This window comes from Corallococcus interemptor (assembly GCF_003668875.1).
GTDB classification, from domain to species: domain Bacteria; phylum Myxococcota; class Myxococcia; order Myxococcales; family Myxococcaceae; genus Corallococcus; species Corallococcus interemptor.
The window spans coordinates 1-14,968 of sequence record NZ_RAWM01000097.1 but is presented as its reverse complement, the minus strand read 5'-3'; the positions used below and the strand labels follow the sequence as shown (position 1 = coordinate 14,968).

16 protein-coding genes are annotated in these 14,968 nt (G+C 68.7%); 10 read left to right on the top strand and 6 right to left on the bottom strand.

Translation table 11 applies throughout. The features are described 5' to 3' along the window. Positions 1-2: 2 nt before the first annotated feature. Genes purF through D7X96_RS27815 form a run of 3 tightly spaced genes read left to right on the top strand, consistent with a single transcriptional unit; the run spans position 3 to position 2,569 of the window. Positions 3-1,388 (top strand): amidophosphoribosyltransferase, encoded by a 1,386-nt coding sequence (gene purF / locus D7X96_RS27825; RefSeq protein WP_120550408.1) that lies wholly within the window; start codon positions 3-5, stop codon positions 1,386-1,388. 55 nt (positions 1,389-1,443) lie between these two features. Next, positions 1,444-1,758, top strand: coding sequence for an efflux RND transporter permease subunit (locus tag D7X96_RS41160; protein ID WP_233609952.1), 315 nt, complete (start codon positions 1,444-1,446; stop codon positions 1,756-1,758). A gap of 19 nt (positions 1,759-1,777) precedes the next feature. Further along, entirely contained in the window at positions 1,778-2,569 is a 792-nt protein-coding gene (locus D7X96_RS27815) for an alpha/beta fold hydrolase (protein ID WP_121771135.1), read from the top strand. Positions 2,570-2,571: 2 nt separating this feature from the next. Here the strand turns inward: D7X96_RS27815 and D7X96_RS27810 are convergent, their stop codons facing one another. Genes D7X96_RS27810 through wecB form a run of 3 tightly spaced genes read right to left on the bottom strand, consistent with a single transcriptional unit; the run spans position 2,572 to position 5,278 of the window. After that, positions 2,572-3,102, bottom strand: coding sequence for a dihydrofolate reductase family protein (locus D7X96_RS27810; RefSeq protein ID WP_120550411.1), 531 nt, complete (start codon positions 3,100-3,102; stop codon positions 2,572-2,574). Positions 3,103-3,124: 22 nt separating this feature from the next. Further along, complete coding sequence (locus tag D7X96_RS27805; protein ID WP_121771134.1) at positions 3,125-4,105, bottom strand: RluA family pseudouridine synthase; 981 nt, start codon at positions 4,103-4,105, stop codon at positions 3,125-3,127. Between the two features lie 51 nt (positions 4,106-4,156). Then, positions 4,157-5,278, bottom strand: a complete 1,122-nt coding sequence (wecB, locus tag D7X96_RS27800; protein WP_121771133.1) for a non-hydrolyzing UDP-N-acetylglucosamine 2-epimerase — start codon at positions 5,276-5,278, stop codon at positions 4,157-4,159. Between the two features lie 94 nt (positions 5,279-5,372). On the opposite strand from wecB, the gene kdsB reads away from it, so the two are divergent. Next, the gene (gene kdsB, locus D7X96_RS27795) at positions 5,373-6,119 is read left to right on the top strand and encodes a 3-deoxy-manno-octulosonate cytidylyltransferase (RefSeq protein ID WP_121771145.1); all 747 of its coding nucleotides are present in this window, start codon (positions 5,373-5,375) and stop codon (positions 6,117-6,119) included. On the opposite strand, the gene D7X96_RS27790 is transcribed toward kdsB, so the two are convergent. Beyond that, the gene (locus D7X96_RS27790; protein ID WP_120550414.1) at positions 6,112-6,960 is read right to left on the bottom strand and encodes an aldo/keto reductase; all 849 of its coding nucleotides are present in this window, start codon (positions 6,958-6,960) and stop codon (positions 6,112-6,114) included. The genes kdsB and D7X96_RS27790 overlap by 8 nt on opposite strands. 116 nt (positions 6,961-7,076) lie before the next feature. Here D7X96_RS27790 and D7X96_RS27785 point away from each other — a divergent pair, with 116 nt between their 5' ends. The 5 genes from D7X96_RS27785 to D7X96_RS27760 all read left to right on the top strand — a co-directional run bounded on the left by D7X96_RS27785 (position 7,077) and on the right by D7X96_RS27760 (position 13,235). Beyond that, positions 7,077-8,846 (top strand): ABC transporter ATP-binding protein, encoded by a 1,770-nt coding sequence (locus D7X96_RS27785; RefSeq protein WP_120550415.1) that lies wholly within the window; start codon positions 7,077-7,079, stop codon positions 8,844-8,846. Positions 8,847-9,494: 648 nt separating this feature from the next. Further along, entirely contained in the window at positions 9,495-11,135 is a 1,641-nt protein-coding gene (pyrG, locus tag D7X96_RS27775; protein WP_120550417.1) for a CTP synthase, read from the top strand. Next, the gene (gene kdsA / locus D7X96_RS27770) at positions 11,132-11,968 is read left to right on the top strand and encodes a 3-deoxy-8-phosphooctulonate synthase (RefSeq protein WP_120550418.1); all 837 of its coding nucleotides are present in this window, start codon (positions 11,132-11,134) and stop codon (positions 11,966-11,968) included. The genes pyrG and kdsA overlap by 4 nt, the downstream gene beginning before the upstream one ends. A 23-nt stretch (positions 11,969-11,991) precedes the next feature. Beyond that, positions 11,992-12,567, top strand: a complete 576-nt coding sequence (locus tag D7X96_RS27765) for a KdsC family phosphatase (protein WP_208647383.1) — start codon at positions 11,992-11,994, stop codon at positions 12,565-12,567. Positions 12,568-12,611: 44 nt separating this feature from the next. After that, positions 12,612-13,235: a response regulator gene (locus tag D7X96_RS27760; protein WP_120550420.1), complete on the top strand. Its 624-nt coding sequence runs from the start codon at positions 12,612-12,614 to the stop codon at positions 13,233-13,235. Positions 13,236-13,358: 123 nt separating this feature from the next. Here D7X96_RS27760 and D7X96_RS27755 read toward each other — a convergent pair whose 3' ends face one another. Next, the gene (locus tag D7X96_RS27755; RefSeq protein ID WP_120550421.1) at positions 13,359-13,799 is read right to left on the bottom strand and encodes an Hsp20/alpha crystallin family protein; all 441 of its coding nucleotides are present in this window, start codon (positions 13,797-13,799) and stop codon (positions 13,359-13,361) included. A gap of 236 nt (positions 13,800-14,035) precedes the next feature. After that, positions 14,036-14,230: a CPXCG motif-containing cysteine-rich protein gene (locus D7X96_RS27750; RefSeq protein ID WP_120550422.1), complete on the bottom strand. Its 195-nt coding sequence runs from the start codon at positions 14,228-14,230 to the stop codon at positions 14,036-14,038. A 72-nt stretch (positions 14,231-14,302) separates the two neighbouring features. Between D7X96_RS27750 and D7X96_RS42045 the strand changes: the two genes are divergently transcribed. Continuing rightward, positions 14,303-14,968: GspE/PulE/PilB domain-containing protein (locus D7X96_RS42045; protein WP_121771131.1), on the top strand; the 666-nt coding region annotated here is incomplete at its 3' end.

Here is a 14,968-nt window from a genome sequence, read left to right as displayed (position 1 = left end):
CCATGTGCGGCATCTTCGGAATCGTGGGTCACGGAGAGGCGTCCAACCTGACGTACCTGGGGTTGCACGCCCTGCAGCACCGCGGACAGGAGTCCGCGGGCATCGTCGCGTCCGACGGGCACACCCTGCGCGCGCACCGGCAGATGGGCCTGGTGGCGGACATCTTCACCGCGCCGGTGATTGAAGGACTCCCCGGCAAGGCGGCCATCGGCCACGTGCGCTACAGCACGGCGGGCGGCAGCGGCATCAAGAACGCCCAGCCCCTGTTCGTGAACTACGCGGGCGGCCAGTTCTCCATCGCGCACAACGGCAACCTGGTGAACGCGACGGAGCTCAAGGCGGAGCTGGAGTCGGAGGGCGCGCTGTTCCAGTCGGACGCGGACACGGAGGTGGTGATGCACCTCCTCGCCCGCTCCAAGCAGCCCACCTTCGAGGCGCGCCTGGTGGAAGCGCTGCGCCGGGTGGAGGGCGCGTACAGCATCCTCCTGCTCACCGAGGACAAGCTCATCGCGGTGCGCGACCCCAACGGCTTCCGGCCGCTGGTGCTGGGCAAGATGAAGGAAGGCGCGTACGTGCTCGCCAGCGAGACGACGGCGTTGGATCTCATCGAAGCGGAGATCGTCCGCGAGCTGGAGCCCGGCGAGCTGGTCGTCATCGAGAACGGCGTGCTGCGCACCAGCATGCCCTTCAAGCCCGCCGCGCGGCTGGGCCGCTGCATCTTCGAGCACGTCTACTTCGCCAAGCCGGACTCGGTGCTCTTCGGCAGCAGCGTGTACGAGGTGCGCAAGCGCCTGGGCATGCAGCTGGCGCGCGAGCAGCCCGCGGAGGCGGACCTGGTCATCGCGGTGCCGGACTCCGGCGTGCCCGCGGCCATCGGCTTCTCGCAGGCGAGCGGCATCCCCTACGACGTGGGCCTCATCCGCAGCCACTACGTGGGCCGCACGTTCATTGAACCGCAGCAGTCCATCCGCCACTTCGGCGTGAAGCTGAAGCTGTCCGCCGTGCGCCAGGTGCTCAAGGGCAAGCGCGTGGTGGTGGTGGATGACTCCATCGTGCGCGGCACCACCAGCCGGAAGATCGTGAAGATGCTCAAGGCCGCGGGCGCCGTGGAGGTGCACCTGCGCATCTCGTCGCCGCCCACGCAGTGGCCCTGCTACTATGGCATCGACACGCCCAGCCGCACGGAGCTCATCGCCGCCAGCCACACCACGGAGGAGATCGCCACGTACGTGACGGCGGACTCCCTGGGCTACCTGTCGCTGGAGGGCCTGGGCACCGCGGTGGAGGACCCGAAGCGGAGCACCTACTGCACCGCGTGCTTCTCCGGGCAGTACCTCACCGACAAGCTGTCCCAGGGCGCGGGTGCCGCCACCAAGCTCAGTGCCTGAAACGCCGGCCCCGACCTCGGGGCGGCCGGGGCTCGCCCACGCGGAGCGGCAGTTCGTGCGCTCCGTCGTCGCGGGCCTCGTGTTGCTGGGCGCGGTCGCCGTCGCGGGGCCGCTGCTCTCCTACCGAAGCGACGTCGCCACGGCCCGCTCGGAGTTCCAGTCCCGCATGACGCGCGAGGCGCGCGTCTACGCGGAGGCGCTGGCCATCGTCATCGTGTCCGGAACCCTCTCCGCGTGCGCGCTGACGCTGGTGCTGCTCCCAGTCCTCTTCCGCATCTTCGCCTGCTTCACGGAGCAGGTCGTGGACCGGATGCCCGCGCAGCTGTTGCGCGTGGTGCCCGGAGCGAAGAACCTGCGCAAGGCAGGCTGAGGCGACCTCTCGGAACCCCATGACGACCTGGAAGAGTGGAGTCTGTGAAACGAACGGCGTCCGCCTCCACTACCTCCGGACCGGAGGCGCCAGGCCTCCGGTCGTCCTGCTCCATGGACTGATTGGGAGCGGAGCCTGCTGGACGCCCGTGGCGCGCGTGCTCGAAGGGGAATGCGACGTCGTCATGCCCGACGCCAGAGGGCACGGCGGTTCGAGCACGCCGCCCCACGGCTACCGGTACGACGACCACGCCAGCGACGTGGTGGGCCTCATCCAGGGACTGGGGCTCTCGCGTCCGGTGCTGATGGGGCACTCGATGGGCGGCATGACCGCCGCCGTGGTGGCGAGTCGAAGGACGGACCTCCGAGGCCTCGTCCTGGTGGACCCGACGTTCCTGAGCCCCGAGCGCCAGCGCGAGGTGCACGCCAGCGACGTCGCCGGACAACACCGCCGGACCCTCGCATCCAGCAAGGCCGAGCTCGTCGCGCAGGCCCAGGCCCGGCAGCCGCATCGCTCGCCCGAGCTCCTCGGACATCTCGCCGACGCGAGGCTGAAGACCCGCCTGGAGGCCTTCGACGTCCTCACGCCGCCCAACCCCGACTATCGCGGCGTGGTGAGCGCGATTGAAGTCCCCACCCTCCTCGTCATCGGAGACAGCCCCGTCGTCACGTTCGAGATGGCGACGGAGCTGCGGGGCCTCAACCCACGCGTGCGAATCGAAGAGGTCCAGAACGCCGGCCACGGCCTCCCCTACGACCAACCCGAGCGATTGGCCGAAGTGGTCGCGCCGTTCCTGCGAGAGCTGGTCTGAAGCTACCTGCGCGGCTCGTACCGCAGGGCCATCGCCCCCGAGGCGAGCTCCTGTCGGCCCACGAGCTTCAGGTCGACAAACTTCGAGAGACCCGCGAACAACGTCGGCCCGTGGCCCGCGATCCGGGGATGCACCAAGAACTCGTACTCGTCGATCAGTCCCAGCTCCGCCAACGCCAGCGGGAGCTTCACGCCGCCGACGTAGATGCCCTTCCCCGGCTGGTTCTTGAGCTGTTGAACGGCCGTCCCCAGGTCCCCGCGCAAGAGTTCCGCGTTCCAATCGACCCGGTCCAGGGTGCTCGACACGACGTACTTCTTCGCCGCGTCGATGGTCCGGGCGAAGGGGCCGTCCATCCCCGCCGGCTGCCGGAACGCGGCCTCCATCATCTCGTAGGTCACCCGGCCAAACAGGAGGGCATCGGCACGCCCGAGGATCTCAGCCGTGTAACGATGCAGCTCTTCGTCCGCGAAACCCGCGCGATGGTCACAGCACCCGTCCAACGTGATGTTGATGGAATACCGGAGAGGTCGCATCCCGTGAAGCTACCGCAGGTGCTCACCCGGCGATGAAGTCCTTCAAGTCGACCGGAAGCGGCGACGTAAAGGTGACGGTCTCCCCGGTGCCCGGATGCGGGAACGAGATCCGCTCCGCATGGAGCGCATGACGCGGCAATCGCAGACGGGCCCACGCCTCCGGCTCCAGCGAGTGCTTGCTGAACCGGTCGAAGTAACCCGGATCCGGCCCGTACATCTTGTCCCCCACCAGAGGGAACCCCGCCTCGCGAAGGTGGACGCGGATCTGATGCTGCCTTCCTGTCTCCGGAAAGCAGCGCAGCAGCGCGAACGGCTCGCCGCCGCGCGTGAAGCGCTGGAGCACCTGGAAGCGCGTGCGGCTGGGCTTGCCCGCCACCGGGTCGATGCGCACGGCGATGCGGATCAGGTCCGTGCCCTCCGCGATGGGCGCGTCCACGACGAAGGTGTCCTCGGGAGGCTGGCCCTCGCACAGCGCCAGGTATTCCTTGTGGACGTCGCGCGACAGGAACAGCCCGCCCAGCACGCGGCAGGACTCGGTGGTGCGGCCGCACACCACCAATCCACTCGTCTCGCGGTCCAACCGGTGCGCGGGCTCCGCGAAGCGCTCACCGAAGCGCTCGCGCAGCAGCGTCACCAGCGTGCCCTTGTGGTAGCGCGCGGTGGGATGGATGGGCAGCCCCGCCGGCTTGTCCAACACCAGCAGCCAGTCATCGGAGAAGACGACGGGCAGCTCCGTGGGCGTCACGGGCTCCTGGCTCGCGGGGCGGCGGATCCGGAACGTGAGCCCCGGGTACACGGGCGTGGAGGGCTTGAGCCGGTACTCGTCGCACAGCACGCCGCGCAGGATGATGCCGCGCACGCGCTCCAGGTCCATGCGGCGGATCTTCTCGCAGAGGTAGCGGTCCAACCGCCACCCCGCGTAGTTCGGCTCCACGACGAACGGGATGTCGACGTAGCCGTCAGGCAGGGCCGGAGCAGGAACGGGGTCAGCGTCTTCACGCATGGCGAGCCCGACGCTCTACCACGCTTCGGAACGCGGACCCCGCCGGCTGGCTCACCCGAAGGCGCGCTTCGTCTCCACGCCCAGGAACCGGGCGTACAGGTCCGCGATGCGCTCGCCCGTGCGGCCGTCCCACAGCTCCGGCACGCGGCCCTTCTTGAAGTCACCGGCCAGCACGCGGTTGGCGGCCTCGCGGATGCGCGCGGGGTCCGTGCCCACGACCTCGTTGGAGCCGACCTCCACGGTGATGGGGCGCTCGGTCTGCTCGCGCATGGTGAGGCACGGCACGTTCAGCGCGGTGGTCTCCTCCTGCAGGCCGCCCGAGTCCGTCATCACCAGCTTCGCCTGCGACGTGACGGACAGGAACTCCAGGTAGCCCATGGGGTCCACCAGCTTGAGCCCCGGCGTCTGCTCCAGCTTGGGGCCCAGGCCCTGCTCGGCGATCATCTTGCGCGTGCGCGGGTGCACCGGGAACACGACGGGCAGCTCCTTCGCCACGTCCATCAGCACGCCCAGCAGGCCCGCCAGCAGCTTCGGGTTGTCCACGTTGGACGGACGGTGCAGCGTCGCCACCACGTAGCCCTTGGGCTCAAGGCCCAGGTTCTTCAGCGTGGGCAGCTGGTCGGCCTTCTCCTTGGACGACAGGAGCGAGTCGATCATCACGTTGCCCACCAGGTGGATGTGCTTCGGGTCGATGCCCTCCTTCAGAAGATTGGCGTCCGCGTCGCGCGACGGCGTGAGCAGCAGGTCGGAGAGCCGGTCGGTGACGACGCGGTTGATCTCCTCCGGCTGGTGACGCTCGAAGCTGCGCAGGCCCGCCTCCACGTGGGACAGCGGAATCGCCAGCTTGGACGTGACGAGCGCCGCGGCGATGGTGCTGTTCACGTCGCCCACCACGGAGACCAGGTCCGGCTTCTCCTTGAGGAAGACCTTCTCCATCTCCACCATCATCTTCGCCGTCTGCTCGGCATGGCTCCCGGAGCCGATGCCCAGGTGGATCTCAGGCGGAGGCAGCCCCAGGTCCGCGAAGAAGACGTCGCTCATCTTCGCGTCGTAGTGCTGGCCGGTGTGGATGACGAGCTGCCCCAGGGACGTGCGCGCCTTGATGGCCCGGTGAATGGGAGCCACCTTCATGAAATTGGGACGCGCACCAACGATGTGGATGACCTTCTTCATGTCGCTGCGGAAAATAGGCACCCGCCTTTTTCCGGCCAGTGGTGGGCTACCTCCAGGGCGCGGCGAGACGTCCTGAATCTGATAGATGCGCCCCATGCCCGCCTCCCGCACCGTGGCCGTCATCCCCGCCCGCCATGCCAGCACCCGCTTCCCTGGCAAGCCGCTCGCCCTCATCGCCGGCCGTCCCATGATTGAGCACGTCTGGCGCCGCTGTCAGGAAGCCAGCGCCTTCGACGAGGTGTGGGTGGCCACCGATGACGCGCGGATCCGCGACGTCGTGGAGGGCTTCGGCGGCAAGGCGGTGATGACCAGCCCCGCCTGCCCCACCGGCACGGACCGCATCGCGGAGGTCGCCCGCTCCCGCCCGGACGTGGACGTGTGGGTGAACGTGCAGGGGGATGAACCCCTGGTGGACCCCGCCGCGCTCAAGGTGCTCGCGGACCTCTTCCAGGACGACGCCGTGCACATGGGCACGCTGGTGCGCCCCCTGGACCCGGAGGAGGTGGGCAACCCCAACGTGGTGAAGGCCGTGCTCGCCCTCAACGGCGACGCGCTCTACTTCAGCCGCGCCGCGGTGCCGCACGCCCGCGACACCGGCGCACCCGTGCGCCGCTGGGCCCACCTGGGCCTCTACGGCTACCGGCGGGACACGCTGCTCCAGCTCGCCTCCTTCAGCCCCACCCCGCTGGAGGAGACGGAGAAGCTGGAGCAGCTGCGCGCCCTGGAGAACGGCCTGCGCATCCGCTGCGCCAGCGTGTCCTGGCGCACCGTGGCGGTGGACGTGCCGGAGGACGTGGCCCGCGTGGAGGCCGTGATGCGAGAGCGCGCCGCCCTCAGATGACCGGCAGCTCGCCCGGGTCGTCCCCCAGGGGGAAGGCCGCGTCGATGCGCTGGAGTTCCTCCTTCGTGAGCTTCAGCGAGGCCGCGCTCGCGTTGTCGCGCACGTGCGCCGCGTTGCTCGCCTTGGGGATGGCGAACACCGACGGCCGGCGCACCAGGAACTGGAGCGCCACCTGGAAGGGTGTCACGCCGTGCGCCTTCGCGATGGACGCCAGCACCTTGCCGCCCGCGCTGGTGGGTGACGGGAACTGCCCGTTGCCAAAGGGGCTGTAGGCCACCACCGCCACGCCCTGCGCCTCGCACCACGGCACGACGGCGTGCTCGATGGCGCGCTCCTCCAGGTGGTACAGCACCTGGTTGCACGCGATGCGCCCCCTGCCCGCCAGGGCCAGCGCCTCCTCCAGCTCCTCCACCCCGAAGTTGCTCACCCCCCAGGAGCGGATCTTCCCCGCCTTCACCAGCTCCTCGAAGGCCGCCACCGTGTCCTCCAGCGGGTGGGAGCCGGGCCAGTGCAGCAGGTAGCAGTCCAGCCGGTCCGTGCCGAGCCGCTTCAGGCTCCGCTCGCACGCGGCCACCGTGCCCTTCCGGGTCGCGTTGGAGGGCATCACCTTGGAGACGAGGTACACCTCGTCGCGCCGGCCCGCGATGGCCTTCGCCACCAGCGTCTCCTCCACCCGCCCCTGCCCGTAGAGCTCCGCGGTGTCCAGGTGGGTGAGCCCCAGGTCCATGCCGGCGCGCAGGGCCCGGATGGCGCCTTCCGCGTCGTCATCCTCCATCTGCCAGGTGCCCTGGCCGATGACGGGCACCGCCACCCCGGTGTTGCCAAAGACGCGCTTCTCCATGGCCCCTCCTCGCGTGGTACGGGCCCTGGAATACCACCCAGGCCTCCTGGCTGCAGCCCGGCCCTGCGGACGCCGTCCAGGCTGCACGTCCGGCGACAGTCCGGTAGGCTCCGGCGGTGCCTCCCTCCGTCTCCGCTCCGACATCCCGCCAGGCCTCTGGGGTCACCGCGCGCCGCCTGCTGGCGCTGGCCCGCCCTGAACTGGGCACGCTGCTGGTCGCCACCGTCTTCCTGTTCATCAGCAGCGGCGCCAGCCTGGTCTACCCCCAGGGCGTGCGCATCCTCATCGACGAGGCGCTCAACGCGAAGAACCGCGGCCTCATCGACAAGGCCGCGCTCGTCATGCTGGCCGTCTTCCTGGTCCAGGGCGTCGCCACCTCCCTGCGCTTCTACCTCTTCACCAACGCCGGCGAGCGCGTGGTCATGCGCCTGCGCCAGGACTTCTTCCGCCGCCTCATGGACCAGGAGGTGGCCTTCTTCGACACGCACCGCACCGGAGAGCTCACCAGCCGGCTCGCCTCCGACACCACCGTGCTCCAGAACACGGTGAGCGCGAACATCTCCCAGGGGCTGCGCAACGCCGTGCAGGCCCTGGGCGGCATCGTGCTGCTCTTCTACACCTCGCCCTCGCTCACCTTCCTCATGCTCGCCATCGTGCCCGTGGTGGCCGTGGGCGGCATGGTCTACGGCCGGCGCGTGCGCGGGCTGTCGCGCAACGTGCAGGACGCGCTCGCCAAGGCCAGCGAGGTCGCGGAGGAGAGCCTGTCCGGCATGCGCACCGTGCGCTCCTTCGCGGCGGAGCCGTCGGAGGTGTCGCGCTATGGCAACGCCGTGCGCAACGCCTACGAGGTCGCCCGCAACCGCGCGCGCCAGTCCGCCGCCTTCATGGGCGGCGCCTCCAGCGCGGGCTACATCGCCGCGGTGGTGGTGTTCTGGTACGGCGGCCGGCTGGTGGTGGACGGCGAGCTGTCCGTGGGCGCCCTCACCTCGTTCCTCATCTACACGATGCTCGTGGCCGTCTCCATGGGCTCCCTGGCGGACCTCTGGGCGGACTTCATGCGCGCCTCCGGCGCCGCCGAGCGCGTCTTCGAATTGATGGACCGCGAGCCCGCCATCCCCGCCGCGGAAGGCGAGCGCCCCGCCACCGTCGAGGGCCGCGTGGAGCTGCGCGGCGTGCACTTCGCCTACCCCACGCGCCCGGACGTGCCGGTGCTCCAGGGCATCGACCTCACCGTCAACGCGGGCGAGGTCGTCGCCGTGGTGGGCTCCTCCGGCGCCGGAAAGTCCACGCTCGCCGCCCTCATGTCCCGCTTCTATGATCCGCTCCAGGGCGAGCTGCGCCTGGACGGCCGCCCCCTGAAGTCGCTGGACCCCAGCTGGCTGCGGCGCAACGTGGGCATGGTCGCCCAGGAGCCCCTGCTCTTCTCCTGCTCCATCGCGGACAACATCCGCTACGGCCGCCCGGACGCCACCGACGCGGAGGTGGAGGCCGCCGCCCGCGCCGCGAACGCGCACGACTTCATCCAGCGCTTCCCGGACGGCTACCGCACGGAGGTGGGCGAGCGCGGCGTGCAGCTGTCCGGCGGCCAGAAGCAGCGCGTGGCCATCGCGCGGGCCGTGCTCAAGGACCCTCGCATCCTCATCCTGGACGAGGCCACCTCCGCCCTGGATTCGGAGAGCGAGCACCTGGTGAAGGACGCGCTCGACCGGCTGATGCAGGGCCGCACCACGCTCATCATCGCCCACCGCCTGTCCACCGTGGCCAACGCCCAGCGCGTGCTGGTGATGGAGCACGGCCGCGTGGTGCAGAGCGGCACCCACTCCACCCTCATGACGCAGGACGGCCTCTACCGCCGCCTCGTGGAGCGCCAGGTCGTCGCCGCCTGAACGCTCGTTCCCCGGACGACCCTCTCCCACCCCTCCATCTGCGTGGCGAGAAATGGGGGCACGCATTATCTCTGCTGCCGCAAGAAAGGAGGTGATGCCTTGAACGACAGCAAGATCAAGGCGTCCACCTCCGTCGCGGTGGCCTGCTAACGCAGGTTGTCCCCGGCGGAAGTGACGCCCGCGGTAACGAGTCGCCCCTGCCTTTGCCGGCGGGGGCGACTTTTTTCGTCCCCTTTCCTACCGGGAATGTCCTGTCCACCCACCGGTTCGTGGCCGCCGGGGGGAAGCACATCCACGACCGTCGGGGTCGACTGCAGGAGAACTGCCGTGTCCATTACACCGTGCCCCATCCCTCTGCCTTCCGCCCTCCGTGACGAAGAGACGGTGGACGACCAGCGCAACCTTTTTTGTCCCAACTACGACGCCTGCCTTCACCAGGTCGTGAAGAAAGGCTGGGAAGGCTGGAGTTGCCGGGGGTGCGACCTGCGCCACTTCCGCGTGGGCCAGCCCACGGCCCGGCAGTTCGCGGTCGCGCGTCCAGGCGGTTGGGACGCGCAGTGAAGGGCTGAGCGCGCCGGTTGAGGCCAGCCGGCCGTCCGTGCGTCAGAGAATATTTGACGCCCCCTGACCTCCTTGGCAGGAAGGGACATGCGCTCCAAGAAAACCAAGTTCATCTTCGTGACGGGCGGCGTGGTCAGCTCGCTGGGGAAGGGACTGGCCTCCGCATCCATTGGCGCCCTCCTCGAGAACCGCGGGCTGGACATCACCCTCATCAAGCTGGATCCGTACATCAACGTGGATCCGGGCACGATGAGCCCCTTCCAGCACGGCGAGGTCTTCGTCACCGAGGACGGTGGCGAGACCGACATGGACCTGGGCCACTACGAGCGGTTCACCCACGCCCGGATGAGCCGCCTCAACAACTTCACGTCCGGCCGCATCTACAACGCGGTCATCACCAAGGAACGCCGGGGTGAGTACCTGGGCAAGACGGTCCAGGTGATTCCGCACATCACGGATGAGATCAAGGCCAGCATCCGCCAGGCCGCCCAGGACGTGGACGTCGTCATCGTGGAGGTCGGCGGAACGGTGGGCGACATCGAGTCCCTGCCCTTCCTCGAGGCCATCCGCCAGATGCGCTACGACGTGGGCAGCCAGAACGCCGTCTACATCCACCTGACGCTGCTGCCGTACATCGGCGCCGCGGGTGAGGTGAAGACCAAGCCCACGCAGCACTCGGTGATGAAGCTGCGCGAAATCGGCATCCAGCCGGACTTCCTCCTGTGCCGCACGGACCGGGAGATTTCGCGCGAGCTGAAAGACAAGATCGCCATGTTCTGCAACGTGGACAACGGCAACGTGTTCACGTCCCCGGACGTCCGCAGCATCTACGAGCTGCCCCTGGAGCTGCACCGCCAGGGCCTGGATGAGCGGCTGGCGGAGGTGCTCAACATCTGGAGCCGCGCGCCCCACCTGGAGAAGTGGGAGACCATCGTCCGGAAGATCTACGAGCCCGCGCGCGGTGAAGTGACCGTCGCCATCGTGGGCAAGTACGTGAACCTCACGGAGAGCTACAAGAGCCTCAACGAGTCCCTGCTCCACGGCGGCATCGCCAACGACGTGCGCGTGAAGCTGCGCTTCGTGGACAGCCAGGACGTGGAGGCTCAAGGGCCGGAGAAGACGCTCGCGGGCGTGGACGCGGTGCTCGTGCCCGGCGGCTTCGGCGTGCGCGGCACCGAAGGCAAGATCGCCGCGGTCCGCTACGCGCGTGAGAACAAGCTTCCGTTCTTCGGCATCTGCCTGGGCCTCCAGATGGCCGTGGTGGAGTTCAGCCGCACCGTGCTGGGCCTGAAGGGCGCCAACAGCCTGGAGTTCGACGAGCACACCGCGCACCCCGTGGTGACGCTCATGGAGAGCCAGGTGAAGGTGCAGGACAAGGGCGGCACCATGCGCCTGGGCAGCTACGCCTGCGCGCTCAAGCCCGGCTCCGTCGCGCACAAGCTCTACGGCCAGGAGTCCATCCAGGAGCGCCACCGCCACCGCTACGAGGTCAACAACGCCTACCGTGGCCGCCTCCAGGAGGCCGGGCTCGTCATCTCCGGCCACAACCCGGAGCTGAACCTGGTGGAGATGATCGAGCTGACGGACCACCCGTACTTCGTGGGCTGCCAGTTCCACCCCGAGTTCAAGAGCAAGCCCTTCGCTCCCCACCCCCTCTTCTCCGGCTTCATCGGCGCGGCGCTCGCCCAGCGGGACGCCACCCGCGGCCAGGCCCCGGTGCATTCATGAGCAACACCCCTTCCATCGAGCTGTGCGGCCACAAGGTCGGCCCCGGCCAGCGCCTCTTCGTCATCGCCGGCCCGGACAGCATCGAGTCCGAGGAGATGGCGCTGCGCCACGCGCACCTCCTCAAGGGCATCACCGCCCGGCTGGGCGTCCCGTATGCCTTCAAATGTTCCTATGACAAGGCCAACCGGACCAGCGGCAAGTCCTTCCGGGGTCCGGGTTTGAAGGAAGGTCTGAGAATCCTGGACCGCATCCGCCGGGAGGTGGGCGTGCCGGTTCTCACGGACGTCCATGAAACCAGCCACGTCGCGCCTGCCGCTGAAGTCGTGGATATCATCCAGATACCGGCCTTCCTCTGCCGGCAGACGGACCTCGTGGAGGCAGTGGCCCGCTCGGGCAAGGGGGTGAACTTGAAGAAGGGACAGTTCGTCGCCCCCAAGGACATCGTCCACTCGGCGAGGAAGGCCGTGGAGGCGGGCAACCCCAACATCCTCGTCACCGAGCGGGGCTCCTCCTTCGGCTACAACAACCTCGTCGTGGACATGCGCGGCTTCGCCCAGATGCGCGAGGCCGGCCTCGTGGTCTGCATGGACGCGACCCACGCCGTCCAGCTCCCCTCCTCCAGCGACGGAAAGACAGGCGGCGAGCGCAGGTTCGTCTCACTGCTCGCCCGCAGTGCCGCCGCCGCCGGGATTGACGCTTTATTCACAGAAGTCCACGAAGACCCCGACCGTGCCCTGTGTGACGGTCCGTGCTCGCTCAATCCACAGATGTTCGAGGACGTGGTACGAGATGTGCTCAGCATCCGCCGCGCGCTGGGTCACGAAGCCAGTTGATGGACGCGAAAGGTGAGGAGGCCATGCAGACGGAAGCGCCTTCCAAGCCGGGCAGGGAAGAGCTGACGTCCCGTGCGTCGCGCGTGCGATTGCTCGTGTTCGACGTGGATGGCGTCCTCACCGACGGCGGGCTGTACTACGGCGACAACGGCGAGGTGATGAAGCGCTTCAACGTGAAGGACGGCCATGCGCTCGTCATGGCCCGGCTGGTGGGCCTGCCCGCCGCCATCCTCACCGCGCGCTCGTCCCGCATCGTCGAAGCGCGAGGCCGGGAATTGGGCCTCGCCGCCATCTTCCAGGGGCGCAAGGAGAAGGGTCCCGCCCTTCTTGAATTGCTGGCCCAACTCCAAATACCCGCGAGTCAGTGCGCGTATATGGGAGACGACCTGAACGACCTGGACCCCATGTCACTCTCAGGGCTTTCCGCCTGTCCGGCGGATGCTGTTCCCGAGGTGCGCCAGGAAGCGGACTTCGTTACGACGAACGTGGGCGGTCACGGAGCCGCCCGTGAGCTTGTGGAGCTGTGCCTCCGTGCCAGTGGCCGTTGGGAAGACGCCGTGGGTCTGATGAGAAGCACAGATAAACGCAGCACGTCGTAGGGTGGGTTGATCAAACCCCGCATTCAAGGTAGGTGTTTATTTCCATGGCTAGTGGAACGATGCAGTCCGAGGGGAGTACGGCGATGACGGACCAGCTCTACACGACGCACGACATCAGTCGGTTGCTTCAGGTGGACCCGTCGACGGTGAGCAAGTGGATCGACCGCGGCATCCTGATGGCCTTCCGGACTCCGGGCGGTCACCGTCGCGTGCGTTCAACCGACCTGCGCACCTTCCTGGTCACCCACCAGATGCCCGTGCCCGAGGAGCTGGGCAGCAGCACGGTGCGCCTGCTGGTCGTGGACGACGAGCGCCCGGTGCTGGACGCCATCAAGCGCGCGTTCAAGCCGCACGCGAACCAGGTGGAGCTCCAGACCACCACGAGCGGCGTGGAGGCCCTGCTGCTGGTGTCCGAGCAGAAGCCGCACGGGATGATCATCGACCTCAACATGCCGGACATCGACGGCATCGAGGTCTGCAAGCGCATCCGCGCGCGCAAGCAGATGGAGGGCGTGCGCCTCATCACCATGACGAGCAATCACACGCCCGACGTGGTGGAGCAGTCCAAGCAGGCCGGCGCGGTGGCGTGCCTGCCCAAGCCGCTGGACGTCACGCAGGTCATGGAGCTGTTCCGGGTGCCGCTGGCGCTCAACACTGCTCGCAAGTAAGGGGACGGGGGCTTCCGCCGCCCACCGCGGAAGCCCTCGGGTCGCAAGGATGCTTGCGGGAGTCGCCGCGCCTCGCTCCGGCGAGGGCAGCGGCCTCCCTGATGGGGTGTTGATGCACGTGCATCAACCCTGGACCTTCACCTCGACGACGCGGGGCTTGGTCTCCTCGCGGCGCGGCAGGGTGAGGGTGAGCACGCCATTGTCGTAGCGGGCCTCCACGCGGGTCGCGTCCACCGTGTCCGGCAGGCGGAACTGGCGCGCGTACACACCCGAGGCGCGCTCCTGGCGCCGCAGGGTGCTGCCCTCCGGAACGGGTTCGGCCTTGCGCTCGGAGCGCACGGTCAGCACACCGTCCTCCACCTTCACCTGGATGGCCTTGGCGTCATGGCCGGGCAGGTCCACGCGCAGCGTGATGCCGGACTCGGCCTCCAGGATGTCCGCCGCGGGCGTGACGGTGCGCTCGGCGTCGTTGCGGACGCCCAGCTCGCGGAAGAGGAAGTCGAAGTCGCGCAGCAGCGGGTGGGTGACGGCGGCGTTGTTGAAGGGATAGCGAGCGGTCAGCATGGTCTTCTCCTGTTCGTGACGCCCCTGGGGACGCACGTCGTGCGGGTTCACGGTCGTTGTTGAATCGGCGTCCGGGGCCCCGTCACTTCGGGGGTGCCCGGCAGCGCCTCACAAGACTCAAGAGAACCATGCTTCGGGACGTGTCAAGGAACGCCCCCGCGCGTCTTGGAGCCCCAGCGAGCCCCCGCGAAGGGCCTTCGTGCCTGCCCGCCTGCCCTCCTTCCGGGGGGCCACGCTCAGTCGTCGTCGCGGCCCAGGGTGACCATGGCGCCGTCGTCGTCCCGGGTGACGCGCACCTGCCAGGGGCGGCAGCAGACGGGGCAGTCCTCCACGTAGGACTCGGAGGAGGCCCCCAGCGAGTCCACGTCGACTTCGACCTCTTCACCGCAGTACGGGCACATCTGGGTGGCGGCGTCCGCGAACGGTTGCATGGTCCAGCCTCCTTGCCTGTTCGGTGACGTGGACTGAGCGTCCGCGCCATCAGACGCTAGAATCCCCACCCCATGGCTCCCCCTTCCCGGAATCGCATCGCGGACATCCTCATCAAGGCGCGCGTCATCGACGAGTTGCAGCTACGCAGCGCGCTCGCGTCGTTGGACCAGTGGGGCGGACGCGTGTCGCGCGTCATCGCGGACCTGGGCCTGGCGTCCGAGGAGACCATCACCCAGGCCATCTGCCAGGGCCTGGGAATGCCGCGCGTGCAGCTGGGCAACCTGACGAAGGACGCGGCGGCGCTCGCGCGCGTGGACGTGGGGCTCGCCGAGCAGAAGGGCATCTTCCCCGTGCAGCTCAAGGACAACGGGAAGACGCTGGTGCTGGCGATGTCCGACCCCACGGACCTGGCCACGCTGGACCAGGTCGTGGCGCGCAGCCGTGCCCGCGTGGTGCCCATGGTGGCGGGCGACCGTGAAATCGAGCACGCCATCCTGCGCCACTACCGCGGCCAGGAGCCGGTGGAGAAGAAGCGCTTCAAGCCCGACACGAACAAGCAGCAGGACGCCGGCGAACTCCCCGAGGAGGAGGAGTTCAAGGTCGTGGACATGAGCGGCAAGACGGTCGTGAAGCGCATCAGCGACATCGTCGACCCGAACGCCGCGCCGCCGCCCCCCGCCGCTCCGGCCCCCGCCTGTCTCTTATCCACATCTGACGCTGCCGACGACTTAATAGGT

Excerpts from the sequence above, each read along its gene's own strand:
- kdsA (WP_120550418.1), top strand. The coding sequence starts at position 11,132 with ATGAGCAACACCCCTTCCATCGAGCTGTGCGGCCACAAGGTCGGCCCC.
- purF (WP_120550408.1), top strand. The coding sequence starts at position 3 with ATGTGCGGCATCTTCGGAATCGTGGGTCACGGAGAGGCGTCCAACCTG.
- D7X96_RS27790 (WP_120550414.1), bottom strand. The coding sequence starts at position 6,960 with ATGGAGAAGCGCGTCTTTGGCAACACCGGGGTGGCGGTGCCCGTCATC.
- D7X96_RS27815 (WP_121771135.1), top strand. The coding sequence starts at position 1,778 with ATGACGACCTGGAAGAGTGGAGTCTGTGAAACGAACGGCGTCCGCCTC.
- kdsB (WP_121771145.1), top strand. The coding sequence starts at position 5,373 with ATGCCCGCCTCCCGCACCGTGGCCGTCATCCCCGCCCGCCATGCCAGC.
- pyrG (WP_120550417.1), top strand. The coding sequence starts at position 9,495 with ATGCGCTCCAAGAAAACCAAGTTCATCTTCGTGACGGGCGGCGTGGTC.
- D7X96_RS27750 (WP_120550422.1), bottom strand. The coding sequence starts at position 14,230 with ATGCAACCGTTCGCGGACGCCGCCACCCAGATGTGCCCGTACTGCGGT.
- D7X96_RS27760 (WP_120550420.1), top strand. The coding sequence starts at position 12,612 with ATGGCTAGTGGAACGATGCAGTCCGAGGGGAGTACGGCGATGACGGAC.
- wecB (WP_121771133.1), bottom strand. The coding sequence starts at position 5,278 with ATGAAGAAGGTCATCCACATCGTTGGTGCGCGTCCCAATTTCATGAAG.
- D7X96_RS27805 (WP_121771134.1), bottom strand. The coding sequence starts at position 4,105 with ATGCGTGAAGACGCTGACCCCGTTCCTGCTCCGGCCCTGCCTGACGGC.
- D7X96_RS27755 (WP_120550421.1), bottom strand. The coding sequence starts at position 13,799 with ATGCTGACCGCTCGCTATCCCTTCAACAACGCCGCCGTCACCCACCCG.
- D7X96_RS27810 (WP_120550411.1), bottom strand. The coding sequence starts at position 3,102 with ATGCGACCTCTCCGGTATTCCATCAACATCACGTTGGACGGGTGCTGT.
- D7X96_RS27765 (WP_208647383.1), top strand. The coding sequence starts at position 11,992 with ATGCAGACGGAAGCGCCTTCCAAGCCGGGCAGGGAAGAGCTGACGTCC.